Source organism: Paraburkholderia sp. MM5384-R2 (assembly GCF_014201025.1).
Classification (GTDB): Bacteria; Pseudomonadota; Gammaproteobacteria; order Burkholderiales; family Burkholderiaceae; genus Paraburkholderia; species Paraburkholderia tuberum.
In genome coordinates this window covers 1-25,233 of the sequence record NZ_JACHDI010000027.1, presented here as the reverse complement: position 1 = coordinate 25,233, position 25,233 = coordinate 1, and the positions used below count along the sequence as shown (strand labels likewise).

The 25,233-nt window shown below is 59.0% G+C and carries 16 protein-coding genes and 2 pseudogenes; 11 read left to right on the top strand and 7 right to left on the bottom strand.

What is annotated here, in order from left to right; all coding sequences use genetic code 11:
• Nucleotides 1–4 precede the first annotated feature (4 nt).
• From HDG37_RS31165 to HDG37_RS39690, 3 genes are all read left to right on the top strand, one after another.
• Entirely contained in the window at nucleotides 5–3,760 is a 3,756-nt protein-coding gene (locus HDG37_RS31165; protein ID WP_184054385.1) for a hypothetical protein, read from the top strand.
• 221 nt (nucleotides 3,761–3,981) lie between these two features.
• Nucleotides 3,982–4,617, top strand: coding sequence for a hypothetical protein (locus HDG37_RS39695; RefSeq protein ID WP_260335162.1), 636 nt, complete (start codon nucleotides 3,982–3,984; stop codon nucleotides 4,615–4,617).
• Nucleotides 4,587–4,715 carry a DUF3303 family protein gene (locus HDG37_RS39690; protein WP_311541663.1) on the top strand — a complete coding sequence of 43 codons (129 nt, stop codon included), beginning with the start codon at nucleotides 4,587–4,589 and terminating at the stop codon, nucleotides 4,713–4,715. The genes HDG37_RS39695 and HDG37_RS39690 overlap by 31 nt, the downstream gene beginning before the upstream one ends.
• Before the next feature lie 497 nt (nucleotides 4,716–5,212).
• Here the strand turns inward: HDG37_RS39690 and HDG37_RS31155 are convergent, their stop codons facing one another.
• A complete protein-coding gene (locus HDG37_RS31155) occupies nucleotides 5,213–6,670 on the bottom strand; it encodes an NCS1 family nucleobase:cation symporter-1 (RefSeq protein WP_184054383.1) in 1,458 nt (485 codons plus the stop codon).
• A 949-nt stretch (nucleotides 6,671–7,619) separates the two neighbouring features.
• Here HDG37_RS31155 and HDG37_RS31150 point away from each other — a divergent pair.
• The 5 genes from HDG37_RS31150 to HDG37_RS31130 all read left to right on the top strand — a co-directional run bounded on the left by HDG37_RS31150 (nucleotide 7,620) and on the right by HDG37_RS31130 (nucleotide 14,941).
• Nucleotides 7,620–8,210, top strand: coding sequence for a TetR/AcrR family transcriptional regulator (locus HDG37_RS31150; RefSeq protein WP_184054381.1), 591 nt, complete (start codon nucleotides 7,620–7,622; stop codon nucleotides 8,208–8,210).
• On the top strand, nucleotides 8,207–9,115 hold the full coding sequence (locus HDG37_RS31145) for a haloalkane dehalogenase (RefSeq protein ID WP_184054379.1): 909 nt from the start codon (nucleotides 8,207–8,209) through the stop codon (nucleotides 9,113–9,115). Before HDG37_RS31150 ends, HDG37_RS31145 begins: the two co-directional genes overlap by 4 nt.
• Nucleotides 9,116–9,519: 404 nt before the next feature.
• Nucleotides 9,520–10,134: a tyrosine-type recombinase/integrase gene (locus tag HDG37_RS31140; protein WP_184054377.1), complete on the top strand. Its 615-nt coding sequence runs from the start codon at nucleotides 9,520–9,522 to the stop codon at nucleotides 10,132–10,134.
• Nucleotides 10,135–10,947: 813 nt separating this feature from the next.
• The gene (locus tag HDG37_RS40125; protein ID WP_184054375.1) at nucleotides 10,948–14,019 is read left to right on the top strand and encodes a CHAT domain-containing tetratricopeptide repeat protein; all 3,072 of its coding nucleotides are present in this window, start codon (nucleotides 10,948–10,950) and stop codon (nucleotides 14,017–14,019) included.
• 454 nt (nucleotides 14,020–14,473) lie between these two features.
• Nucleotides 14,474–14,941: a hypothetical protein gene (locus HDG37_RS31130; RefSeq protein ID WP_184040692.1), complete on the top strand. Its 468-nt coding sequence runs from the start codon at nucleotides 14,474–14,476 to the stop codon at nucleotides 14,939–14,941.
• An 834-nt stretch (nucleotides 14,942–15,775) separates the two neighbouring features.
• On the opposite strand, the pseudogene HDG37_RS31125 reads toward HDG37_RS31130, so the two are convergent.
• A pseudogene (locus HDG37_RS31125) lies at nucleotides 15,776–16,036 on the bottom strand (IS30 family transposase); the annotation flags it as partial.
• A gap of 66 nt (nucleotides 16,037–16,102) precedes the next feature.
• Between HDG37_RS31125 and HDG37_RS31120 the strand changes: the two are divergent.
• Nucleotides 16,103–16,411, top strand: a pseudogene (locus HDG37_RS31120) (integrase core domain-containing protein); the annotation flags it as partial.
• Between the two features lie 641 nt (nucleotides 16,412–17,052).
• Here the strand turns inward: HDG37_RS31120 and HDG37_RS31115 are convergent.
• On the bottom strand, nucleotides 17,053–17,808 hold the full coding sequence (locus tag HDG37_RS31115) for a glutathione S-transferase family protein (protein ID WP_184054373.1): 756 nt from the start codon (nucleotides 17,806–17,808) through the stop codon (nucleotides 17,053–17,055).
• A gap of 32 nt (nucleotides 17,809–17,840) precedes the next feature.
• Nucleotides 17,841–18,794 (bottom strand): carbon-nitrogen hydrolase family protein, encoded by a 954-nt coding sequence (locus HDG37_RS31110; protein WP_184054371.1) that lies wholly within the window; start codon nucleotides 18,792–18,794, stop codon nucleotides 17,841–17,843.
• A gap of 793 nt (nucleotides 18,795–19,587) precedes the next feature.
• On the opposite strand from HDG37_RS31110, the gene HDG37_RS31105 reads away from it, so the two are divergent.
• Both HDG37_RS31105 and HDG37_RS31100 read left to right on the top strand, forming a co-directional pair.
• Nucleotides 19,588–20,898, top strand: coding sequence for an NAD(P)/FAD-dependent oxidoreductase (locus HDG37_RS31105; RefSeq protein WP_184054369.1), 1,311 nt, complete (start codon nucleotides 19,588–19,590; stop codon nucleotides 20,896–20,898).
• A 118-nt stretch (nucleotides 20,899–21,016) separates the two neighbouring features.
• Entirely contained in the window at nucleotides 21,017–21,442 is a 426-nt protein-coding gene (locus HDG37_RS31100) for an alpha/beta fold hydrolase (RefSeq protein ID WP_184054367.1), read from the top strand.
• 952 nt (nucleotides 21,443–22,394) lie between these two features.
• On the opposite strand, the gene HDG37_RS31095 is transcribed toward HDG37_RS31100, so the two are convergent.
• The 3 genes from HDG37_RS31095 to HDG37_RS31085 form a co-directional block, all read right to left on the bottom strand.
• Complete coding sequence (locus HDG37_RS31095; protein WP_184054365.1) at nucleotides 22,395–22,850, bottom strand: hypothetical protein; 456 nt, start codon at nucleotides 22,848–22,850, stop codon at nucleotides 22,395–22,397.
• A complete protein-coding gene (locus HDG37_RS39680; RefSeq protein WP_184054363.1) occupies nucleotides 22,840–24,876 on the bottom strand; it encodes a hypothetical protein in 2,037 nt (678 codons plus the stop codon). The genes HDG37_RS31095 and HDG37_RS39680 overlap by 11 nt, the downstream gene beginning before the upstream one ends.
• A gap of 168 nt (nucleotides 24,877–25,044) precedes the next feature.
• A partial coding sequence (locus tag HDG37_RS31085) for an IS3 family transposase (protein ID WP_184054361.1) occupies nucleotides 25,045–25,233 on the bottom strand: 189 nt, incomplete at its 5' end.

Below are 25,233 nucleotides of genomic sequence, written 5' to 3'. Positions count from 1 at the left end.
TCCGATGAGCATCCGAAACATCATGTGGACCGCGCTACCGAACGGACTCACTCCGAGCGGCGACCATCTCAAGCTGTCGGTCCTGGTCTCCCCGCGGCTGGAGACCGACGGCGCGGTGGACGGCACTCTCATCCAGTTCTCGGACTTTCTCGACTGGCCAAAAACCGTGTCGAACTTGAGTTTCACCGTAGAATTTCAGGGCGGTCCGTCATCCACGGTGAAGCCCATCACCGAGCCAGGTTACCCGGGTCTCGATTCCGCGGCGTGGACGGCGTTGTTTAGCGACAAAACACCGGTACACCCTTTCGGCTTCGACGACAGGAGTGGCATCCCAGTCCGCTCCTTCCCCACCAAGAAGGTGTTCTCGTTTCTCACCGAGCAATACACTATCTTTGCGGTCCAAACGCCGGATCAAAAGCCGTCTTTGAGCCAGCTCGGCTTTGTCGACGGCGGCAAGTCGCTGGGTCGCCTTGCCGAAATCGTGATCGATGCGTCGACGCAAAAGCGGCTTGACGCCCAACTCGACGAGTTGCTCCACGGACTCAACTACGTGCCCGCAAACTTCGGCCGCGCGGACTCGGATTTCTACCAGGTGCGCGTGATGCACCAATTCCTCTCCAAAGCGGAGATTGACCCGAACGGTCCCGTGCAGGCGCGGCCGACCTTCCGCAAGCAGTTGCCCAAGCAGAAACCCACGGACATCGACTTTCATAAAGTCGTCGCCAGTCTCTCCCAGTACGCCAAGCTGATGCGCGCGATGGGCCTCGCGATCGACCTTGAAGTTCCGAGCCAGGGCGTTCCGCCGGCTTCGACGATGCGCGTCGTTCCCAGCCTCGCCGGGCCCGCACCGATGACGCCGTGGACCGCGTATCAGATCAATCTTCCCGCAAAGAGCTTCTTGCCAGCGCCCGGCCCGGAGTCGGACGTTGCCGACGGCATGCTCCTGCTTACTGATCAGGCCACGCAGTACGACGTCGTTGAACTGGATGTTGACGGTGCCGCCGAGAAGGCCATGGACTTCGCCTCTAATCTCTCGCGCATTGCATTTGGTCCCGTGGAAAATTCGATCGACACGCCGCAAAACTATGGCTTGCCTTCATTGCGTTCAGCCGGTTTCTCGGCGGCGCGTGCCGATCGCGCCAAACGGCTGGTCGACGTCTTCCACGGTGCGCGCGATAAAAACCAGAACCTTACGCAAGTCCCGCCGAAGCAGGTGATTCTGCAGGCCGAGGACGTTACGCGCGGCTATCGCATCGACGTTTGGAGTTCGTTGGACGGCCAATGGCAATCGCTATGCGCTCGCGACGGAACCTACACCTTCCTGACCAAGGGTCTCACGCGCAATTTTTCCGACGAGGGTTTTGTGACAGTCGCCACCTCGCAGTCGGCTGATGGCACGACACCGGATCTGCGCCTGCCGGAATCGCTCTTCCGTTGGGCCGGATGGAGCCTGTCGGCGCCGCGCGTCGGCCGCACGATTGGCTCGGACTCGACTGCCCAGGACGTCCAGAATCCGCCCGTCACTGACTTTCAGCTCCAGACCGCTTTTCGCGTTACGAAAGGCACGCTGCCACGGCTGCGCTTCGGCGCGCTATATCAATTCCGTGCCCGCGCCGTTGACCTGGCCGCCAACAGCATCCCTCATGATGCCGTCCTCGGCGACATCTACAACCTGCCGCCGCAGCCGCTGCCCTATCTGCGATATGAGCCTGTCGTCGCCCCGGCGATCGTCCTACGCACACCGCTCGGGCCCGACACAACGCCGGGCGAATCCGCCCAGACCATTGTCATCCGCAGCAATTTCAACACGCATATTGCGGCCGTCTCCGAGCGCCACATCGCACCGCCCAAGACAACTGAGATCATGGCCGAAACCCATGGCATGTTGGACACGCCGGCCGGGCCACCCGACAAGGCGCTCTATACGATGTTGACCAACAAGGACGGCGATTTCGGCGTCGATCCCGCGCATCCGGCGCAGCCGGTCCCACATCCCGAGGCGCAGTTACGTGTACCTTACCTGCCCGACCCTTTCGCGCCCGGCGCCGCTTTCCGCAACCTACCCGGCACGCCTGCGGGGTCCGTCTGGAAGACCCCCTTCACGAAAACCTGGCCCGAGGTGCTGCCCTTTCGCCTCATGCTTGATGAAGGCTCAGGTCCGCCGACCTTTGTCGAAAATGCCATCGAGCGCGTACTCACGGTCCATCTCTCCAAGGCCGAGACCACGACTGTGGCGATGAGCTGTTTCCTTACCGATGACGCCAGCGCCAATCCTCCGAGCATGCTTTCCACTATGAAGATCTGGTCGTGGATTGTCGGAGCCGAGCCGTTGAATCTCTCCGACCTGGAGCGACTCGCCCTCGACGGCGGTCACTGGATGCTCACCCCACCCAAGCAGCTCACGTTCGTTCACGCCGTCCAACAGCCGTTGCTCGAGCCACAGTTTCAGCATCTGACAGCGGCGCGAGTCCTCGGGCAAACCTCCGCCGATTTGACCGACGAGTTTCCCATCAGCGGAAAGAGCACCATCAAGGTGGGTATGGAAGCGCACTGGCAAGAACCCGTTGATGACTTGGCCGATACGACCAACCCGCAGCCGATGATTCGTGACGGCAGCGCCAAGCCCTTCGAGTTGCCTTTGAAGCCGGACGACGTCGTCGCGACCATCGATGCGGCCCACGTCAGCAATAAGCACGAGTTCCACGACACCAAGCATCGCAATGTGGCCTACACCGCCGTTGCAACCACCCGCTTTCGCGAATATTTCCCGACGACCATCACCGACAACACGGATAACATCACGCGCAGTTCTGTCCCGTTGACCATCTCGATTCCGAGCTCAGCCCGGCCGGCCGCGCCGCAACCACTTTACGTGATTCCGGCCTTCGAGTGGGAGACCAACGCCGAAGGCGCCTGGACCGTGAGCAAGCGCGCGGGCGGCGGTCTGCGCGTGTATCTTCAGCGCCCCTGGTTCTCGTCCGGCGAGGGTGAGTTGCTCGGCGTCGTCATGTGGGGCTACTCGCCGCCGCCACATTCGCAATTTCTGTCCTACGAGACGCCCGATTACCTTAAAGGCTACGTTACGCAATGGGGACTCGACCCGATCTGGACCACCGACGCTCCGCCTTCGGAGGCGGTGCCGTTGCCCGAACATTTCCGCAAGGCCGTTAAGATCGGAACGGAGCTCAGTCTCGAGGAACTGTCCAACCAGCCTTACGTGCCTTTTTCAGTCGCGGGCCATGAGGTCGCTTACAACCTCGAGCGCAACCTTTGGTATTGCGATATCGCGATCGACCCGGGCGATTCTTATTTTCCGTTTGTGCGCCTGGCGCTGGCGCGCTATCAGCCGGAGTCGCTCCCCGACGCGCACCTGTCCCGCGTGGTGCTCGCCGACTTCGTCCAGCTGATGCCTGATCGCGCCGCCAGCATCACTTTCGATCCGCTCGATCCGACTGCCCTGCAACTCGCCGTGACCGGGTTGACTAACCGCGGCCCGGGTACCGCGTCGATGACCGCCACGGTACAGATGCAACCTGCGGGCGGCAACGGCGATCTGGCTTGGGTGCCGGTCTCCGTTATTCCCTTGCAGGCCCGCACGTTCGGTGGTCCCGACACGCTCTGGAGTGGTCCGATTACGCTGCCGGCCGCGCGCAGCTCGCGTCCGTTCCGTATCCTGATCGAGGAGTTCGAGGGCTTCGAGACGGATGTCTTCCACAACCAGCAGACCCGGTTGGTCTACGCCGATATTTTGAATCTGTAATTAACGGGTCCACTCTACCCAACACAAGAGTTCCGAATTGGACAGCTTGTCTGCGACCAGGCTTTTCACTGGCAGTCGTTTTTAAAAATCCGCAGATGTGAATCGTGTTCCGATAGGCGAAATTGCGGCGAGGGCGTGTCAAACAGGTCGGTCGACATCGCAATGCGCGTGGCGTGTTCGAATCGGTCGGCCACGACGGGCAACCCGGCTGGAGCACAGATATGGCGAACCAGTCTGATCCGTTCGGGAGAGAGGAATTCTGGGACGATCTGCTCGCCTTTATCGAGGAGGGGCGAGTGGTCCCGGTCGTCGGTCAGGAACTCCTGGCGATCGATCGGGACGGGAAGACCGTGCCGCTTTACCGGGCAATTGCCGAATCCCTGTTGGACCGTTATGGACTCGTGGCCCAGCCCGCCGGAGCATCGCCGAGCTCACCGGCCAGCGGCTGCGCGACCGGACAGGTGTACCTGCGCCCTCACCAGGAACTGAACGATGCGGTATGCGCGGTCGCGGCGTCGGGACGACGCGTGCAGGACCTGTACCGCCCGATCAATGACATTCTGCGCTCAGTACTGCGCGATCAGCAGATCCCGCCCGCGCTGCGGGAACTGGCGAGAATCCGGCCGTTCGACCTGTTCGCCACAACGACATGTGATGATCTGCTCGCTCGCGCGCTCAATGAAGTCGCCATCCTGAAAGGGACATTCACCATGAAATTTATTGTTCAATGGAAAGGTGAGCCAGCAATGCAGCAGGCTGCAATTGAGCGCTTCATAAAAACAGGCGGCCAGCCGGCGAGTTTAGGGGCGTTGCAATCGTTGAAGCGATGGACGCCAGCGCAGTCGCAGCAATGGTGATGCAATGGGGTGATATCTTCTCTTTCACTACAGCGCCAGCACTCACTGACGAGGAACTCGGCGCTGTTTTGGCAGCTCTACAACGGCCGTCAAACTGAAACGACGGCCGGGCCTGGAGCGCGTCGGGGGTCGCGCTCAGGGCATATTCACGTCATGCCTTGCCGTCGACTGGACGTCCGGCATCAATGCGCTTGAGAAGCGTTTGTCAGATCCGTGGCAAAACATCATAAGGCTACGCCAGGATGCGCCAGACGCAGGACTGCTCCGGCATGACGCACAACGAAGCCGCTACCACGCCGAATTGCTGACGTAAAACCCAAGACGCCCCCATGCTGGCAAAGACTGAATTGTCCGCGTAATTCGTCAGTCGGGTTCCGGATTAATGCAGCCGTTCCAACGGCAGGTTTATCCGCTCACCGAACGACAGGTTGTGGCCGAAAGTGCCCCTCTTTGAACGATGCCATCAGGCGGATCGTCGGCCAAATCTGCGATTCGCGAGCCGCACGCGGCTATCGTGACCGACCGCCCGCTTCCGGGAGGCACCCGACGGTGCCGCGCCGGTGCTTGACCCTACCTGATCGGGATGGAAAGACCCTTAAACGCGGGTAGGGGCGATCGCGGTACGCGGCCGCAGCGTCGCCATGATCAGGTAAATGCCGCCGCCGATCACTACGCCGAAGAACCAGCCATATGTATTCCACCAGGCCGGCAGCAGGTTGGTGAAGTTGGGCAGGAAGGTCGAAAACACGCTGCCGACCGCCGCCGCGGCCAGCGCGTTGACGTTCCAGCCGCCTTCGTAGCGATACTCGCCGTGCTCCTGGTAGAGCGCCGCGACGTTGATGTTCCCCTTGGCCACCAGATAGTAGTCCACCAGGATGATCCCCAGCAGCGGGCCCATCGTGGCGCCGATGGCGTTGACGAAGTGCGCGGCGTTGCCTTCCCACGGCGCAAACGGGTAGAGCACCAGCGCGATGGCTGCAGCGATGAAACCGCCCTTCTTGAAGCTGATCTGCCTGGGGAACGTGTTGGAGATGTCGAACGCCGCCGAGACGAAATTGGCCACCACGTTGATGCCTAGCGTGGCGACTGCGAAGGTCACCGCCGCGATGAGTGCCAGTATCCAGCTGTCGAACTTGGCTGATATCTGCTCGGGGTGCAGCAGCACTTCGCCGTACACCCTGAAGGCGGCGATGGTGGTGACGCCGGCGACCAGCGAGAACGCAATCAGGTTGACCGGCAGGCCCCACAGATTTCCTTTCTTGACTGCGTCGCGGTTTTTCGCATAGCGCGAGAAGTCGCAAAAGTTCAGGTACAGCGCCGCGAAGTAGGTGATCCAGGTCGCGCCCACGGCCATCAGCGCCCAGAACGACCCGGGCTCGCCGCTGACGCCGGCGTCCTTGGTCTTCTCGAGCAGCGCGTCCATCGGAATGCCATGCTCGAACGAAAAGCCGCCGGCCTTGACGCACAGGCCGATCGCCAGGATCAGCATCGCGATCCACACCGCCGGGCCGGCCAGGTCCTGGAATTTGCGCACCGTTTCCATGCCCTTCTGAATGATGAGCAGCTGCAGCGCCCAGACGATGAAGTAGCAGATCACTTCCAGCACCGAATGGCCGAGGAAGTGCGTGCCCTTGTGGAACTCCATCAGGCTGGTGCTGCGGATCAACAGCGCGACTATCGCGCTCGAAGCCGCTGCCGTCTGCGCGCCGTACCAGAAGCAGGCCACCACGGCGCGCACCAGCGCGGCGAAGTTGGCGCCCCACACGCCGAAAGAGGCGCGCGCCAGCACCGGGTATGGCACGCCGGTCTTCTCGCCGGCGTAGCCGATCAGATTCATCAGCGCGAAGATCACGAGTGAGCCGAGCCCGATCGCCAGCACAAAGTTGGTAAAGCTGCCGCACAGCAAGAACAGGCTGGCGGCGAGGTAGTAGCCCCAGAGGCTGTGCACGTCCGAGGTCCAGACGTTGAAAATGCTGAAGGCACCCCAGTTGCGCACCCTGGCAGGTGCGAGATCTTCGTTGTAGAGGCCGGGGGAAGGGTTGCGGATTTCCATCTGTCATCTCCTTTGGATTTCGTGGAACTGAGGAAACACCGCCAGACGACCCTGGGCCGCGATGCCCCCGCGTCTGAAGCAAGCTCGTATGCAAGAACTGTATGTACTTTGCGGCACAGCTCTGAATGGGTTAACCCTGATCGAGTGCATGCCGGCGCAAACCAACCCTCCGATCCCACGCACAATGAGCGCAATCGCAAGTTGGTCGTTGTTGTCCGTATGACCGCGTAAATCAATAAAATTGCGCGACGCTTACCGTTGCGGCGTCCCGCTCGCAATCTGTGGGGCCGTTGATGTGGAGATGGCCGGAGGCCCCTCGTCGAAGGGTTCGATGTGAGGGCAGCCCGATTCAAATGCCGTGTTCGATTGACCTCCGATGGTCCCGCATCGGGCGACAGCTGGCGTTCGTCAGTTCAGATGCGATCTCAAATGGCAGAAGTGGATGGGTGCCGCCGAACGCAACCGGCGGTGCTCAGCCCCCTCACCGAAGTTTGCTGTCGGACCGGGTTCGGCCATCTACGGTCCTCCGCAATTCATTGGCGAATGTCTGCTCAAGAGTTGCCGAGCCGCCATTTGATCCCGTAATGGAAGCCACTCCTCAGCCCTGGCTGACTCTCTGGTTGAGACGAAGCTCAGGATTTCGCAATGCCCGTTCCACGGCTGACAAACGGGCGTCGATAAGCCAATCGTCTTGGAGATGAAGGTGCGGCTTATCCGGCCAATTTGTACGAATCCTTGCCACTGCTAAGGCTTTGGCGTGCCCGATCTATCGTCTGGTACGGCCGGAAGCCCCGCTAGCCGTGCCACGCGTAACTGCCGGTCAAATTAATGCGGCTCCATCCAGGCGACGGTACATGCGATGGGCAGGCTCCGCGCGGTTAAATTAGAACTTGACACGCAAATACGCACGACTGTATCGTACTGGAATACGTACGACTGTATTTATATTATGAGCAAACCATCATTTCGCGAAGACATTCTCGCTGCCGGCCTCCAGGTGATGCTTCGGTCGGGATACGAAGGGGCGAGTGTGCGCGATATCTGCGCAGCGGCAGGTGCTCCGCACGGCTCCTTCACCAATCACTTCCGCTCCAAGGAGGCTTTTGCGGAGGAAGTGCTGGACCGCTATTTTGCTCACACCAAGGGATTAGTCAAAGAGGCTTTGAACGACAAGTCACTTACTCCCCGGCAGCGACTGAAGCGGTATCTGGACATCATCAGCCGCGTGCTGGCAGACGACAAATGGAATCGCGGTTGCCTGATCGGCGATTTCAGTCTTGAGACCGCCTCTCAAAGCGAGCTTTTGCGCGAAAGGCTCGAGGCGATATTCCAAGAATGGCGTGCTCCATTTGCCTCGTGCATCGGCGAGGCTCAAGCCGCCGGTGAAATCGATTCAACGTTCGATCCGGTGGATCTCGCCGAATTTCTCCTGGCTTCCTGGGAAGGCGCAATTCTTCGCATGAAGGTGGAACGCGGCCCTGCCGCCCTCGATCGCTTCAAGAACATCGTTTTCCAAACCATATTCAAGGAGCAGAAATGATCGTCCTTTCTGACGTTGTATTGCCGAGAGTGAATGTGCTGGGTTCCACCATGGCCTATCGGGAAGCGGGAAATCCCGAAGCACCGGTCGCGCTTTTTCTGCACGGAAACCCAACGTCGTCGTACATATGGCGGAACATCATTCCCCTGGTCTCACCCGTGGCGCACTGCATCGCGCCGGATCTCATCGGGTTTGGTCAATCGGGGAAACCGGACATTGCGTATCGGTTTGCGGATCATGTTCGATACCTGGATGCGTTCCTCGATAACGCTGGAATCTCGTCAACATTTGTCATAGCGCAGGACTGGGGAACCGCACTGGCATTTCACCTGGCTGCCCGAAGGCCGGAGTTTATCCGTGGGCTTGCTTTTATGGAGTTCACCTGGCCAATGCCTACCTGGGAGGATTTTCACGCGGATGCACGCGAAACCTTTCAGAAGTTCAGGACGCCTGGCGTGGGTGAAAAAATGATTCTTGAAGGAAATGCATTCGTAGAGCAGGTTCTTCCCGCTGCGACCGTACGAAAACTGACGGATGAGGAAATGTCGGTTTACAGAGCACCATTTCCAACTCCCGAGTCGCGTCGACCAACCTGGCGTTTCCCGAATGAACTGCCGATCGCTGGAGAACCGGCGGATGTGTACTTAACCTTGGAGAACGCACATCGTGCTCTAGCACAGTCGTCTTATCCGAAGCTGCTTTTCACTGCAAATCCAGGCTCTCTGGTCTCGCCGACCGTCGCCGAGAGTTTTTCGAAGAACCTTAAGGACTGCAGAGTAGTTGAGCTTGGCGCTGGAATTCACTACTTGCAGGAGGATCATCCTGAGGTCATCGGCGCCACTATCAATGAGTGGCTAGTCGGACTGGGAGTAAGCTCCAGCCCAAAACAAAGGCTGACATTATAGGCATTCCTCTGATGCGCGGGCCGGAATGAAAAGCCGATGAGCGGATAAGGACCGTCGTCTGTGAGCGTCCGGTCCGTGGAAGCTCAGCGGACATTCGCCGCCAAAGTGCGAGAGAGCGCTCCGGGTCGGGAGTGTGAATTCGCTGATGCAGGAAGCTGCCGTCGGGTTGCTCGATGCCGCCACCGTCAGCAATCCGCGACATTGCTGACGCACGACCCGGACCGCCCCAACGTCGGCAATGGCCGAAACGCCTCTGCCACTCATCTGGTCGAATTTCGATGTGAACCAGCCGTTGAGTCACGATGGCTGGGAATGCGCTGGCGGCAACAATCGGCACGATTGTGAACAGTGGCGAGAGCGTAGTTTCACAATGGAACTCCCATCGTTCCCTGTGGGAGTCTGCCATGAAGACCGAACAATCCCGTGAAGCGTGGAATAAAGGCAAGCTGGTCGGCCAGAAGCCACCGCTCAGACCCAAAGACGTCTGGGCCATCCGGATCCACCTTCAGAACGCTCATGCTGTCCGCGATCTTGCCTTGTTCAACCTCGCAATCGACAGTAAACTGCGTGGCTGCGATCTTGTCAGTCTGCGAGTTCGCGATGTCACTCACGTCAACCAGGTCTTGCCGCGGGCGCAAGTCGTTCAGCGAAAGACCCAGCGTCCCGTCCAATTTGAGCTGAGTGAGCCGACCCGGTCGGCAGTCCGCGCGTGGCTTGACAAGGCCGCCCTGCGATCGGAGCAGTACCTCTTCCCGAGTCGACTGTCGGCGTCCCCGCATCTTTCCACCCGGCAGTATGCCCGGATGATAAGTCGATGGGTGAGCGCAGCTGGACTTGATCCGACAGTCTACGGCACCCATTCGATGCGCCGTACGAAGGCGACCTTGATTTACAAACGGACCAAGAATCTCAGAGCCGTCCAGTTGTTGCTCGGCCATAGCAAGATTGAAAGCACAATCAGGTATCTTGGCATTGAAGTCGATGACGCGCTGGAGATTTCCGAACAAACTGAACTCTAGTGCAGTCAGCGCTGGTCGCACGACGTGATGTTGCACGCGCATTCGTGCGGCCACTTTCTGTCGCGCCTCTTTCCGGCGAAGCGGGCAAGTTGTCGCCGCTCACCCATCCTGCGAAACCGTCACCCGAATGAATGGCGTGCATCGGAGATCCGCCCGAGGACCGTCGAGTACAGTTCGGCCATTCCCGACAGCCGGAGACCGGCGTTGGTGAGGCGGTTACGAGATGCTTTCCCGACATTCGCGTTTCGACAACCGCGAATGTCGGACCTCCCACGAGCTGTCGCTTGGCTTCCGATCATTGCCGGCCGCACAGCCATCGGCAAAAGGAACTTCGACTAGTCTTCCGAGCCTGGGACTTGTCCGACGAGAGGTGGCACCGGATGACATACTGGAGACGCTGCGGCGATGCGATGCAATGCGCTCGCCAGCGCGTACCCGGACGGGGCGCATCCAACTACATGTATGCCGAGGTCATTTGTTCGAAATGTACGCTAGCGAACATTTCGAAGACGGGACCGGTCCGACGAAATGTTTCGAGACATAGATGAGCGCGTGTACGCATCGCGGCTCTCCCGTATGTATGCAGACGTTGCAAACGTTCCTTTTCCGACGGTCAACTCGCCCAAGGTGAAATAGTCTACTTGGCTAGCGTTCGGTAAGTGCTTTCGTGTTGTCTCGTAAGCTTCCGTGACTACACTGGATCGACGCGTCACGGGTGGGAACGAACCATTCACTAAGAACCGACCGTCATACGCAGAGAATAAGGCTGAAGGAACGACCTTTATTTGGCGTTGCTTCGGCCAAAGGAGGCGAGTGAAAGCGAAATCGAACGTGCGCCTCGCATTGTGGTTTACCACGGTGCTGCTTACCGGTTGCTCGTCCGGCGCGCTGACACGCCACGACGAGGCGGCAAAGATGCCGCTCTCGACATCCGCTCAGCCAATCCTGCAGCCGCCGCGGAACACGAATGACATGCTCACGGAAATCCGCACCGTGAAGGGCAACGAGGCCACGCTGCAACGTCTCACGGCGATGGCCGACGCAAGCGCGCCGCCGGAAGGTCAAAGCCCCGTGACCTTCTATTGGAAACGTGCGGGTGCAGCCGAACAGATTGGCCGTCCCGAACAGGCGCTCGCCGATCTGCGTACGGCCTATGAGCAAACGGTGCCCACTCGCGTCTCAGGTGTGCGACGTGACGTGGTACGCGAACTCGCCAACGCGGAATCAGCGGCCGGCAACTTCGAAACGGCCATCGAGCTCATGCAACAGGCCTTACGCGAGGTGCCGAAATCAATCGGCAACTATGAAACGCTGAGTGCCATCTATGCATCAATGGGCGACACGAGCAACTCTCGCAATGCGGGTCGCCGAGCCCAACAATTGATGACCCGCATCAACCAATCCGATCCGCCACAGGAGTGGCGCGCCCCGACAGTCGAATATCTGATACTGGAGTCGGACGGGCAGTGGCGAAAAGCCGAGCCGTATATACGCGACTCAATTACCGCGTATGAAGACAGCGCCCGCAAAGACCGGACGCCCAACTGGATTGAGAAACGGTTGCTGCATCTTTCCACGAATCTGGTGATGCAGGGGCGATATGACGAGGCCGAGGCGATAGATCGTCAGGTGATTCGCAGGCTGCTTCATCGAGTGGGGCGAAACAACCTTGATACCGTCGACGCCATTCTTGCCCTGGGCGAAGCGGTTTATGCCCGCAATCACATCGCCGATGCGCTTCGTCTCAGTGACGAAGCCGTAGCGATTCTGGACGAGATGAAGGTGCCACCCGATGCACGTCAACGCCGCCTGATTGAGCATTTCAAAGGGCGAATCTTTCTGGCGGAAGGTGACTTGTCCAGGAGCCTTGCATCGTTTGAGCAGGCGAAAGCGGCGCTGCCTGACGACGACTTCTTCGCGAGATCGCTCTTTCAGCAGTCCCCGGACGCGATTCTGTCTCTGGCCGCGAATGGCCAGTCCGCGCGGGCGCTTCCGCTCGCGAGTAACCTGGTGGAACTGCGGCGCAGCATGTACGGCGAAGGCAGCCGCGAATGGGTCGAGGCAGGCGCGATTCATGCGTTCGCACTTGTGCATGCCGGACAGAGTGCCGCGGCGATCGCGGAGTTTGACGTATTTGCACAACACGCCACGAACCGTGGGGGCGATAACGGATTCGACCATGTGCGCTACCGTCTCCTGACGGAATGCTACGTCGGCATGCTGTTCGACGCGTCTGCGCACGCGAGCGATGGCAACGCGAGGCGGCAGATGGCCGAGCAAGCTTTTGTCATGGCAGATTCGGCACGCGAAGGCGAGGTGCGTCGAGCGATTCAGGCTTCGTCCGCGCGAGCCGCCGCTTCGTCGTCGCAAACAGGAAACACCGTTCGTCAGGAACAGGATCTCAGTTTGCGCGCAAGTGCATTGCGCGTTCATCTCGCGACGCTGTCAGCCACTCGACCGAGCCCGCAGATCCTGCAGATCACGGCAAATCTCGTCGACGAACTGAAGCAGACTCAGCAAGAACAGGAAAGTGTCCACAAGGAGTTAACCGCGCACCTCGGCGAGCGCGGCGACGCACTGGAATCGCCAAGCGTGGGCGTGAGCGCGGTCGCGAAGGCACTGCAATCCGACGAAGCGCTGGTTATGACGTTCCTCACCGGCGATCGCACATACATCTGGAGTGTCGATCCTTCCGGCTCGATCATGTTTCGCGCGTCCAGCGGCGGGCGTGAGCAAATTGGCCGCCTTGTGGCGTCGGTCCGGGCGACGACCGAAATACATGGCGATACCTTCGCAAGCATTAAGCCGTTCGATTTCGCCGCGAGCCACGCCATCTACAAACAGGTGCTCGAACCTGTACGGCCGAGATGGGAGCACGCGCATTCGCTCGTCATCGTCCCTGACGAAGCGCTTGGTTTCGTGCCGTTTGCGTTACTGCCCGTGGATTTGCCGGCGCGTCGGACCGACGGTCAGGCGATGTTCGACGGTTATCGGCAGGTCGCATGGCTGGTCCGCACGCACGCCACTTCGAGCGTGCCGTCGGCAGCGGCCTTCGTCAGTCTGCGTCGAGTATCGCAGGTGACCGGCACCCGCAAAAATTTCATCGGCTTCGGCGACCCCCTCTTTAGCGCAGATCAGCCAGCCAGAACGCTTCAATTGAGCCAACGCGGTGCGGGCACCATCCATGTACTTGATACACGTATCACCAATCGTGGCGCACTGGACAACCAGGCGCTCGTCTCGGCGCATCTGGACGATCTGATGCCTCTCCCGGAAACGGCCGACGAGGTGCGCAACGTCGCCCGTGCGCTTGGTGCGGATGAAAGCTCGGACGTCTTGCTCGGCGCGGCTGCGACGGTAAGGGCGGCGAAGAGCCCGTTGCTCGCCGATCGCCGTATCGTCATGTTTGCCACGCACGGACTGGTGCCTGGCGACCTCGACGGGCTCGAGCAACCTGCTCTGGCCTTGTCCAACCCACGCGTGGTGGGTGGCACGGGCGATGGGCTGCTCAAGATGGATGATGTGCTCGCGCTCAAACTGGACGCCGACTGGGTTGTGCTGTCGGCCTGCAATACCGCAGCGGCCGATGGCGCGGGTTCCGAGGCGGTGTCAGGCCTCGGGCGGGCTTTTTTCTTCGCGGGCACGCGCGCTCTGCTTGCAACGCATTGGGCAGTGGAAACCGAATCGGCCCAAGAACTGACAACCCAACTGTTCTCTCTTCAAAGGGCGGATCCGACGCTGGGACGCGCACAAGCATTGCGGCAAGCCATGATAGCGATGATCGACAAATCTGGACGGTTCAGAGATGGCAAGATGATCGTGTCGTATGCCCACCCCCTTTTCTGGGCACCGTTCGCACTCTTTGGAGACGGAGGAGGAAGCTAAGACGTCTGCATCATCAGTCTGGCGGTCACCCGTGTGTCAGCTTGGCCGTGCGAGGATACGCGTCATCGTTGTTGACCCTCTGCACGATTGCCATGCCTTTGTTCTTTTGCTTCAGGCAAAGAACTCGGGTTGCGCATCGTCGCGCGTTTATTTTTACTGTGCGTGGCTCAGCTGACGTTACGATCGAGACCAGACCGATTGCTGCGTCAGTTCCCGTTTCTCAGGTCAACGCAGTTACCCTAACATTAGCGACTACTTCCATTGATGCCGCCCACGTATTTGCTTCTGTTGATTGCTTTCAGCCAGATCCGCTGCGAGTTCGACTGTGTCGCGGCTGGGTATTACGGAAAGAAAACACATGTTTTCTGCCGCACAGAATGCACTTGGTCAACGCTGTATGAGCAGATACTGATAGTGCCGTCCTTAAAGGACCACTAAATGGAGCCGATCCATCATGGCAGATCTTACGTACAACATCGAGTCCGGCATCCTGAAGGGAAAAATCGCAGGACACCATATATGCGCTTCAGCGGGATCGGGAGGTCGATCTGGATCAAAGGTTAAGGGCGCGGTAAATAGGCTGCTAGCAAATAATTCCCTGGCCACTCATATCGGAGGACCAGGAAGCCGTATGTTTGGACCGTTGCCTCAGGGGACTTACTTTTTGCAATTGCATGAATCTAAGGCGAATTGGATTAGACTGATTCCATCCGCTGGGAACGAAATGTTCGGAAGGACTGGCTTTGCCATCCATGGCCGAGGTAACATCGGAAGCCATGGTTGCATAGTTCCCGAAGATTTTCATGTTGTGCTCTATCTTTGTAAACTGCTCAAGGAAAATAAGGAGGCGAAACATGGCGACGTCACGCTGAAAGTCTACGCCGAAGGGACCGAGATTGGGACGCAGCTCTACACTGTGTAACGTGTGCGACTCATAGACATCGTTCCTCCTTGCAAGCAAACCCTTTGGTCCGCATCGCTTCGCGGCTGATTCGATACATCTGCGGTTCGTAGATCGATGATTCGCGGCGCGACCTTGCTCGCGGCTGTATGTCCATAAATGTCCCAGATGACCAGCCTTCCGATCGTGGGTTCGTCAACTGATTGACACTGCAGCAACGCCATCTCTGTCGGGTGATCGTACTTCCCATGCGAAAGTACCGAATGTACGGCTGCAATCTACCTTCCAGCCTTCACGATTTGAAAGCTTGGCAAACCGGGGGCGTCCATGTGCCGAGTCCGTCGGACCCGATCACAGATTGCCCGGTCTGAAATCTAAAGCGGTCGCGCCGCCGCGATCTGCGAGCGGCAGCTTTGCACCGATCACCCGCCGGCCGACTCAGTTAGGCAAGTGGCGGTTGTACCTTGCAAGTCGTCGTTGATCAGAGAAGCTCGAACGATGGCTCGGCGTTGATCGCGTTGAAAAGGCCGTGACCCGACGGTATCGCTGACGGTACCAACCTCCCAAGTCATCTTCAGATGCGTGGTTTAAGCGAAATTCTTTAGGCGAGCAGCGGTGATTTTCCAATGCGGCCCACCTCAAGCCGTTGAGTGCCGGGAGGGAATGCCGGTATCGCTGACGGTATCGGCAGGCGCGATGGAATCGGAGCGACGCCCAACGTTGGGTTGGCGGCGGGCGGTTGCTATTCGAGTGGGGATATTTTCATTCAGGCGATTGATGGCGCATGCTATCAGCATAACGAAACACGAAGAAGTCGAGCGGAGAATGGATTTCAAGGTGGGCGGCCCGGTGACCTTGTCCCGAGAGCAACGCTATATCTTCCCGCTCAGCGAACGACAAGTATCGACCAGCGATAGGTTTCGACATGAATAGTGGCATGCCGCCACGATAGCGGAACCAGCGCGAGCCTACCGCTTGAGATACGCCTACCGCCTCCGCTGCTTTCTCGCTTGTAATGCCCGTTGCGATCTGTTGCCAAAACCGACGCTCCATCACATGTCCAAGTGATGGCGCACCCGGCGAGTACATCGCTTCTCGCCCTGTCAACCGATACACCTGCTTTGCACTTCGTCCCATGCAACACCTCCTCGATCAAAGGTGTTGCAACGACCGGTTGAATCCGCCCAATACGTTAGCATTCGCTATAGCGAGCGACTGGCCGAAGCGGGCATAGAGCCCTCGGTTGGTAGCCGTGGCGACAGTTACGACAACGCACTGGCCGAGACAATCAACGGTTTGTACAAGGCTGAACTGATTCATCGCCGCACCTGGAAAACACGGGAGTCCGTCGAGTTGGCTACGCTGGAATGGGTGGCCTGGTTCAATCATCATCGATCGATGGAACCCCTCGGCTACATCCCGCCTGCTGAAGCTGAGGCAAACTACTATCGGCAACTTGAAACACCGGTCGCCGAATCCGCATCAACTTAAACCAACCAGCCTCCACGATTTCCGGGGCGGTTCAAAGAGTGGCAACAATGACTTCCTAGCGATGAGAGTCGCCAAGCCGAACAGGCTGAAATAGAGGTCCTTTGTCTCGGTACGGACGGTGCCATGTATCACTAAGTACGGGTAAGTGATAGTTAGGTCCCCCGAAACGGTCGGGAATCGCTCGGAGGCAAGTTCACAAGGCAACCGGTCGCCGTCGCGTCGCGAGTGACCGGTCGCTTAATTGATATCTTTGGAATCGGCGCGGACGGTGCGTTGCATCACAAGTTTTACAGAGGAGGTGGGAGCTCGCTGGAATCCAGGATGTACGTAGGACAACCTCGGCGGTAAATTTATATGCAATAGCCTAGACCAAATCTGACAGTGGTCGGTTTCTGGTGCTGTTGCGCGTGGGCCAGCATCCGGCTTCGCGCGTGCACGAGCTCACGCCGCGGATATGGAAATCGCTCTTCGCCGACAACCCGCTACGCTCGCCCCTGCATCACATCGTCTGAGACCGCAAGGACGTCGGTGAATTACCGATTACGGTATGCGGAAGATCAGCAACGATCTGCTCTGTGGAAACTGTGGAACGTCGTAGCGAGGTGGCTTAGGACCAGTCGGCGCCGTTGCGTGGGAGTCGCCTATGACGTTCCGCCTGGCTGAGGGGCCCAGCAACGCTGCCAGATGCGGTCGTGATAGGCAACGAGATGCGTTTGTGATGCAATGTAATCGCGAATCGGGCTCTCAAATGGGTGAACGAGACCCACGTGTATCCAGGCAAACGAGGTGGCGTCGACGGTGCTCGGCCGGTCGCCCATCAGATATGCCTGCTCGCCCAGCAAGTCCGCCACCGCCCCCCACGCCGCCATGCCCATTCGGACGATTTCCTCATGACTGTGGCGCCCAATACCTTGCTCCCATGCTTGCCGCATCATGCGGCGCCGCACAAGCGGCAGCGCGAGCGGGGCGAACAGCGGAACAACAGGCCTGACAAAGGTTGGCGCACTGTGCGTCGCGTAATCGACCAGCATCGGACGGTAAATGTCCATATTGCGGTCGATGCCCCAGCGCAGGTAGAGCCCCACGAAGTAAAGGTGCGTCTCGAACAATGCCTTGATCGCCAAAGACTGTGCGCGCTGTAGGGGCGTCAGGTGACTGTCGTTCAGAGCTTCCGGATTGCGCATCTGCAGGTGTTCAATGATGAGCGACGAGTCGGCGATGAGTTTTCCATCGATCAACGCGACCGGCAACTTGTGTTTCGGCATCCTTCCAAGGTTGCCGATGCGAGTCTCGTATGGTAACCCCGACATGCGCAACCAGGTTTCCAGCTTGACGACGAACGGACTGATATCTGGCGAGTCGACGCTGACTCCATAGCCGAATTTGTAGACAATCATTGGAGGTCCCTTTCGCTTGCCCGCATTGACCTTCAGGAGCCGCTGCCGAATCCGTTTTTCTCGAACACGACGGGAGGCGTCGCCGCTTCGTTGACGTGCAGACGGAAGACGTCCGGCCGCGAATAGTGACCCACGACGTCAAAGTCATATTTCGCCCGCGCAAGGTCGTTGAGGTCGAGATCGCCCACGAGCAATGCGTCCTGCTCAAAGACTGGGCCGGCAATGAGTTCGCCAAGCGGGCTGACGATGCAGCTTCCACCGCTCATCAGCACAGTGGACGGATCGTTACCCTGGATTGCGGCATAGTCGGTAGGGCAATCCGATCGGCGCAGGTGCTGGCAGGCCGACAATACAAAGCAGCGCCCCTCCAGGGCAACGTGCTGCATCGAGGAAGCCCACGTCGGCCGGCTGTCAGCGGTGGGGGCGCAGTAAATCTGCACACCCTTCGCGTACATTGCCATACGCATCAATGGCATGTAGTTTTCCCAGCAAATGACTGCGCCGAGCCTGCCGAACGGCGTGTCGAAAACCGGGAGGGTCGACCCATCGCCATAGCCCCAGATCAGCCTTTCGCCGGCGGTTGGCATCAGCTTGCGATGCTTGCCGAGCATCATGCCGTCCGGACCATAAAACAGCGCAGTGCAATACAACGTGCCGTGGTCCCGCTCGATGACGCCGATCACGATGTATTGCTTGTACTCGGCGGCGATCTCCCCCAACCGGCGGGTGCCAGGACTTGGCACTTCTATCGCACTGTCATAGTACCGGCGATAGTCGTCGCGCCCGGCAGAGGTTCTTCCACCGATTGTCGAGCCAAAATCGAGCCCCTTTGGATAGGCTGAGACAAATGCTTCAGGAAATACGATAAGTTGAGTACCCTGTCGTGCGGCGTCGGCGCTGAACGTTGCGATTTTATCGATGGTTCTATCAACATCGAAGACCACGGATCCCGATTGCACAACCGCAGCACGTAGTTTCTGTTGCATCAGCATTCTCCGTTAATGTAACGGATGCACTCGAAAACGCTCTGGCTTGCAGTCGTGGACTGCGCTAGCCCAAATTGTTTGCGATCGACTGGGATCGTGGAAGCTCGCCGACGGAGCCCGCCAGTCGCAACTAATTTGGTCTGCAAAATTCGCCGATTGCGAACAAGGCCACTGTGGATTGCAAGGCACCACAAGTATAGGTTGCTAGCAGGCAAAGCTTCCAGGCTGAATAACCACCTTTTTTCTGGAAAGCATGCGGCTAACATGCGGGTTGTAGGTGCAGGCGTCTGACGCGCTACGCCTTATCTGCGCTGACTCGATCGGCTCCATGACATCTCAACTACGACGCGACACGCACGCCGACATTTAAATCTCACCTCGACTCGCTGCGGGCACATCGCGGACAAACCGAGGCACAGATTCATCCGGTGTTCGCTGGCGCCACCGTTCGTCAGGGCAAAGCTAAACGTCAGGCGATCGGTCGCTCCGGCTCCTGTCGGCGTTGATAGTCGCGAGGCTGAGTGGCCGTTTATCAGCGAGGTTGGGATCTCGGGAGACGCTCGTCGCATTCTCCGACTTGAGCTTCTCATCGCAAGAGATACTCAAGTCGATTGTCATCTTCGCTGTTCGGATCGGCCCGGCAGCAGCCAGTCGTTACGGACCGGTATTGGTCCGCTCTGCGTCATCGCCGAACGATGTAGCCCACCGGATAGCGTCGGTTCATGCCCCAAGCTGCGCCTATAGTGAGTAAAGTCGTACCCTGTACCGGCTTGGATTCTGGCGGGAGAACGAGGTGAACAACACCGAAGTCTGCGACACTGAGCCACCGCCATCGAGCGCGCCGATGAATGGCCGCTTTGATGTCGTTGTCATAGGTGCAGGTCTCGCTGGGTGTACGGCAGCGCGGTTGTTTGCGTTGCAAGACCTGCGTGTCGCGCTGGTCGAACATCATTCCGACATGGCCGCTTTCAAGCGGTTATGTACACATTTCATCCAGGCGTCAGCGACGCCAACGCTGCGGCATTTGGGTCTTGACCGGCTGATTGAGGACGCTGGCGGTTTGCGCAACGGCGTTGATATCTGGACTCGCTATGGCTGGACCGGAGACGTCGCCCCGCTCGACAAAAACGGTGAGCCTGCCTTCGGGTACAACATCCGGCGCCAAACTCTTGATCCGATCCTGCGGCAACTGACGATGAACACCCCGGGCGTCACAACCCTGTTCGGCTGCGGCGTGAGCGGGCTCGTGAAAAAGGACAGTGTCGTCAGTGGCGTCAATCTTGGCGGGAGCCGCACGGGTGTAGTCTCGGCGCCCCTGATCGTCGGTGCGGACGGCCGCAGCTCTCCGCTGGCGACGCTCGCCGGGATCAAGCCTACCTCGTCGGAGAACTGTCGCTTCGGTGCGATTCGCGCTTACCACGGCGTGTCACTGCGGCGGGGAACTTGCTCGCAAATGTGGTTGCGTGGTCCGGAGACCGGCTACGTATTTCCCAATGACAATAACGTTACGGTGATTGCCTACATGGCGACCAAGGACAAGCTCGACGGCTTTCGCGGCAATCCAGGTGAGGCACTCGAGCGAAGCATGGCTGGTTTTCCAGATGCCCCCGATCTAGCTTCCGCCGAGCCGCTCGACAACGCGCTGCTCATCAAGGACTATCCGAATTTGTGGCGGCAGCCGGCTGTTGGGAACATCGCGTTCGTCGGCGATGCCCTAATGAGTATCGACCCCCTGTGGGGCGTCGGTTGCGGGTTCGCGTTCCAGACGGCGGAATGGCTCGTCGACACTGTTACTCCGGCGCTACGGCAAGGGCACCCGATTGCGCCGGCCCTGCATAGCTATGCGAGGCGTGTTTCTCGGGAACTCAATGGACATCGCTTTCTTATCGTCGATTTTTCACGCCGACGCGGACTTAACGCGATCGAACGGCTTAACTTCTCGGCCGCGGCAAAAGACGCGGCGGCGGCGAGACATCTGCACGCCTTTGGCGCGCGTCTGATAGGGCCGGCAAAGTTTTTGTCACCCGGCGCTCTGCTGAGGGCCGCTTGGGTCGATCTGCGTCGGCCGGCCGCGCGCTCCGCGCAACCTGACGCACTGGTCTGATGACGCGTCCGCCGTCGCTCCCCCGGACAGCCATGAAAGGAGACCTCCGTCCGCGTCGATGGCATCCGCCCCTCTGTTGGAGGCCGCACGGCCCGACGCGGCCGACGCAGTCGTTTTCGTGAACCGCAATCCGGGATCGACTGCTGACTGGACGCGACTCGTGGCCAGGGTGGGTGAATTTGGCCGGGCACTCGCCATGGACATGCCGGGTTTCGGCAATGCCGACAAACCTGAACAGTTTGACTACAGGGTGCGTGGCTACGCACCCCATCCCGGTCGTTTGCTGGTTGAGTGCAATGTCCAGCGTGCCCGTCTCGTCATGGACGACTTCGGCGGCCCTTGGGGCCTCGCGTGGGCCGCTGCCAATCCTCGCACCATCGCGAGCGTTACATTAATCAACGCAGGCATCTTGCTTGACTACGGATGGCCTATCTCGCGCGTATCTGGCAGATACCGTTGCTGGGCGAATGTTCATGGCCACGACAACGCGTGCCGGGATGCGGCTCCTGCTTCGAAACGGGAACCCGCACTGCATCCGGGATGATTCGCGTCGTGCGTGCGCTCTGGAAGGCGGCGCACATGGGAATTGAAGGTCCGCTGACGCGAAGGCTAACTGGCTGATGTGGGTCGGGAGTGTGAGTTCGCTGATGCGGGAAGCTGAAGTCCGGCTGCTCGATGTCGCGACCGTCAGCAATCCGCCGCCACATTGCTGGCGTAGAGCCGAGTCTGCCCCAATGTCGGCAAAGGCCGATGACCGGCGAGCGGCTGGGAGGAGTGAATGGCCGCTGTAGTTGGAAGCTGCCGAATATGTGCTGCCGGGTCAACCGTCGGCTCAGGATCGTAAGTGCGAGTTCGGTGATCGAGGAAGCTGCCGTTCCTCTGCTCGATGCCGACAACGTCGGCAATCCGCCACATTGCTGACGAAGAATCCAATCCGCTCCAATGTCGGCTCAGGCCGAATTTTTGTCACTGGGCGGCTCCATCTGGCGACTGCTGGCGCCCTGAGACCGGCCGTCTAACCGCTCGCGCCGCGACCGCCGGCGGTAGGGGCGACAACCGACAGATGAGTCCGACCCGGAGGCGAATACCTGCCACGCTCTCGCGTACGGCACGTGGACAACGGGGCGGCCCGCGCGCGGCGGGCGCGAATCCGTCGGAGCACATGAGCAGGCGGGTTCGGTCTGAACCCTGGCCCGATCCCGTGCACGTCCGGCGTGGGCCACCCGCGCCACCGACCCGGGCGGCCGCGCCGTGGCCGGGCAGGGTGGCGCGCCGCGCCTGCTGAAGCGCTAGGCGTTGCGGGGGCACCGGTTACGCCGCGCCGGGGACGCGGCGCGGCGGTGCGCCCCGGCCGGCCGGCGGCGGGGGCCGACCGGCCGCGATAAGCGGCGTTATCGCGGCAAGGGTTCAACCAGTACCGGTTCCTTTTCACGCACAGAGCGGCATACGGCTCACCCCAGCAACGCGGGTGTTTCCCTGATCCAGCTTGCCCCGGCTTAGCGTCGCCTTGGGAACTGGCTGACCTTCGAATTTGCAGATGGACCTTCCAAGCCGGCCAGTTTCGCTTGTAGGTCGGCGTTTTCCATGGTCAGTTCAAGTATCTTGGTGTCGGCTTCAACCAGCAGGGACACTGCGTGATCCCGCTGAGCTTCAATTTCTTTGATCCTGAGATTCAGTTCGCGATTTTCTTTCCGTTTGACGAGTGTCGTCTGGCGCTGCGATTGTGGCTTGTGTTGTGGATGATCTCTGATCCACCGCTGTATTTCGCTGATTAGAGCGGCATAACGCGCCTTACGAAGCGCGGACGGATCGCGGCCAGCCTCCCTCGCTACGTTATTCTGCGTAACAGGTGTACCTTCGGGCAGAGTTTCGGAGGTTCCTTGTTTTAGTCGATCGAATGCTCGGCGAAAATCCGCTTCGGCGGAGTTCAACGGGTTCGCGCTATTCTTCATTGAGGATTCCGAGGGCGTTCTCGGCCGCGAGTTTCTGTGCACATAGTGAGCGATGGAGGGGCGAGTCGACGGACGTACTGGCCAATCTCTCATCGATCATTTCAACGAGGTCGCAAATGAAAGACTTCTGCTCTAGATCGAAAAGAGCTTCGTTGCACGGGGCGCGACCGTCCCCGCCGCCACAACGGATGATATTGTCGATGCCCCCGTACTCGCATGGACCGCGACGGGTGCAGGCACCAAGTAGCGTCTGTCGGCACGCCACCTGCCCTGATTTTCCTGCTGCAGCGAGCTTTCTCAGATCCTTGGGGTCGACAAGTCTCAGAATTTCTGCCTTTCGCTTGGCTCCGTAAGGACTTCGAAAGCGGTCAGTGAAAAGGCGTGCAATTTCCTTACCCATCATCTCATACATTGTACGAACGTACTCTTTTCGCGCAGAATCGTTAAGGCGGACTCGGGAGTACCCTTGCCCATAGTACAGTGACATGGCGCGGGTCGCATGCTTTGCCTGATACTGCAACGACGAATCTGAGACTACTCCTGATGCTTGCATGTTGACCATTCCAGTCCGTCGCAGTTGGTGGCACGCTAGTGGCCAGATTTTCCCTACTTCAAAAAAGTTGCTATCGAGCGTCGGGGTTACAAGCCTTGCAATTTGCAGATCGGGTTCGGTGATACGAAGCACGTCAGGATCAAAAAGGTTCGGGCATGACATTGTCAACGAGCCGTACCCCGGAAGCGGCGAGCGCACACTGATTGGCGTGTGGCACTTGTCGTGCCCCCATGGTTCATACGCACGTTGGAGCAGACGAGGGTTTCGGACCTCGTCAGAATCGCCCAGCACATCTGGATATCCCTTAGCGGCTTCTAACCGTAGTCGCGCGACAGCTTTTGCCGCGTTGACCGCAACTTCGACGGACGGCGAGGCCACCCAGCGGGCGTCGTCATCTTCCACGGTCTTAGTTGTCACTCCTCTGATCAGATAAATTGGACCAAACGACGGGTCCTGCTCTATCAGCAAACAGTCTGCGCGCAAAGAGGCTACTTCGGCTTTCCGCATCAGCGAAAAATTGAGGATATATGTAAGACTGACTTTGCTGACGTTACTCAAATAACCTGCAAAAATGCTGATCTTTGCGTTATCCAGAGAAACACCTGTGGGCACACACCACCGCTGCAACAAAGCATAAATGCCGAATCGCTTTGCAACGTCGCAGAAGCGCCCGTGATAGGTTACGAGCCTTTGCGGATCTCGCGAAAATGGGGGGTTGCAGTGTTGTCGCTCAGTGGCCGAACACGCCGCGCGGAGCGAACCGAAGTTTGTTATGTAGGCGTTGAGGCAGAAGCGATAGCATTCTTCGATTTCCTTCTGATGAGCAAGGAAGTCATCAAGAAAAGTGCGCAGGCGCTTCAACTGGTAGGTCCAGATTCGAGGTGGGATGTATGGCGTCTGCTGGTTCTCGTGGTCCGGCAGGTCCGCCGCAAGGCGCCTCAAAGCCTCATGGTTCAGTAGCGTAAAGCCGACTTCTTCTCTGCTTTCAAACAACGTGTGAAGCAGCGCAAACACCGAGTCCGCACGTGCCGGATTTAGCAATGCAGCAATTTTGTCGACGACGGGCGGAAACCGGAACAGTTCGGATGCGAGAATACGCTCTTGCGAACATAGAACAAATATCGGCTTCAGGTTTTTAACCGCATGATAGAACGTGTTAGCCTTTTTAACCGTGCGGTCGGCAAACAATATCCACGCGGCAACCTGACGCAGGAGACAAGCGTTCTCTGGAGATACCACTCCAGCGCCCTTGCGTTGAGCGCCATCACCAAACCCTAACATGAGCGGATGGCCGTGCCACGGCGACAGGTCCCAACTTGTATCTCCGTACCTGCTGATGACCTTCCCCTGCCGATCGATGACGATCGGAAAATCTTCTGTCGGCGGCCACGTCGGTGGTCGAAAATTTGGACTTGATGGGAGGGCAAGCGGCGAATCCACCATGAGTCGCAGTTTGGCGAGGTCTGTGCTCATTTGCGAAGCTCCATCAGTTGGATGAACCCGTCCCACGCTGGGTGAAACACTCCTTCAGCGACCCGCGTCAGGGCTTCGTTGACCCATTGTGCGCGCTGCGGATCGACCGAACGCAGCGCATCGAGTTTTGACCTTGCCCCTGTTTCGCGAATCCCATAGCTGAGAGATTTATGCGGCTCGCCCCTGTTGAGCGGCGAACCAGTTTTTCTCGAACGTCATGGGGCTGACGTAATCGAGCGTCGAGTGTAGCCGGTGCGAATTATAAAAGCCAAGCCAGTCGACGATTTCATCCATTGCCGCACGCCGGGTCGCAAAGTGCCGGCCATGCAGGCGTGCAACTTTCAACGAACCCCACAG

Coding starts and splice junctions, on each gene's coding strand:
- HDG37_RS31165 (WP_184054385.1), top strand. CDS start 5: ATGAGCATCCGAAACATCATGTGGACCGCGCTACCGAACGGACTCACT.
- HDG37_RS39695 (WP_260335162.1), top strand. CDS start 3,982: ATGGCGAACCAGTCTGATCCGTTCGGGAGAGAGGAATTCTGGGACGAT.
- HDG37_RS39690 (WP_311541663.1), top strand. CDS start 4,587: ATGGACGCCAGCGCAGTCGCAGCAATGGTGATGCAATGGGGTGATATC.
- HDG37_RS31155 (WP_184054383.1), bottom strand. CDS start 6,670: ATGGAAATCCGCAACCCTTCCCCCGGCCTCTACAACGAAGATCTCGCA.
- HDG37_RS31150 (WP_184054381.1), top strand. CDS start 7,620: ATGAGCAAACCATCATTTCGCGAAGACATTCTCGCTGCCGGCCTCCAG.
- HDG37_RS31145 (WP_184054379.1), top strand. CDS start 8,207: ATGATCGTCCTTTCTGACGTTGTATTGCCGAGAGTGAATGTGCTGGGT.
- HDG37_RS31140 (WP_184054377.1), top strand. CDS start 9,520: ATGAAGACCGAACAATCCCGTGAAGCGTGGAATAAAGGCAAGCTGGTC.
- HDG37_RS31130 (WP_184040692.1), top strand. CDS start 14,474: ATGGCAGATCTTACGTACAACATCGAGTCCGGCATCCTGAAGGGAAAA.
- HDG37_RS31115 (WP_184054373.1), bottom strand. CDS start 17,808: ATGATTGTCTACAAATTCGGCTATGGAGTCAGCGTCGACTCGCCAGAT.
- HDG37_RS31110 (WP_184054371.1), bottom strand. CDS start 18,794: ATGCAACAGAAACTACGTGCTGCGGTTGTGCAATCGGGATCCGTGGTC.
- HDG37_RS31095 (WP_184054365.1), bottom strand. CDS start 22,850: ATGAAGAATAGCGCGAACCCGTTGAACTCCGCCGAAGCGGATTTTCGC.
- HDG37_RS39680 (WP_184054363.1), bottom strand. CDS start 24,876: ATGAGCACAGACCTCGCCAAACTGCGACTCATGGTGGATTCGCCGCTT.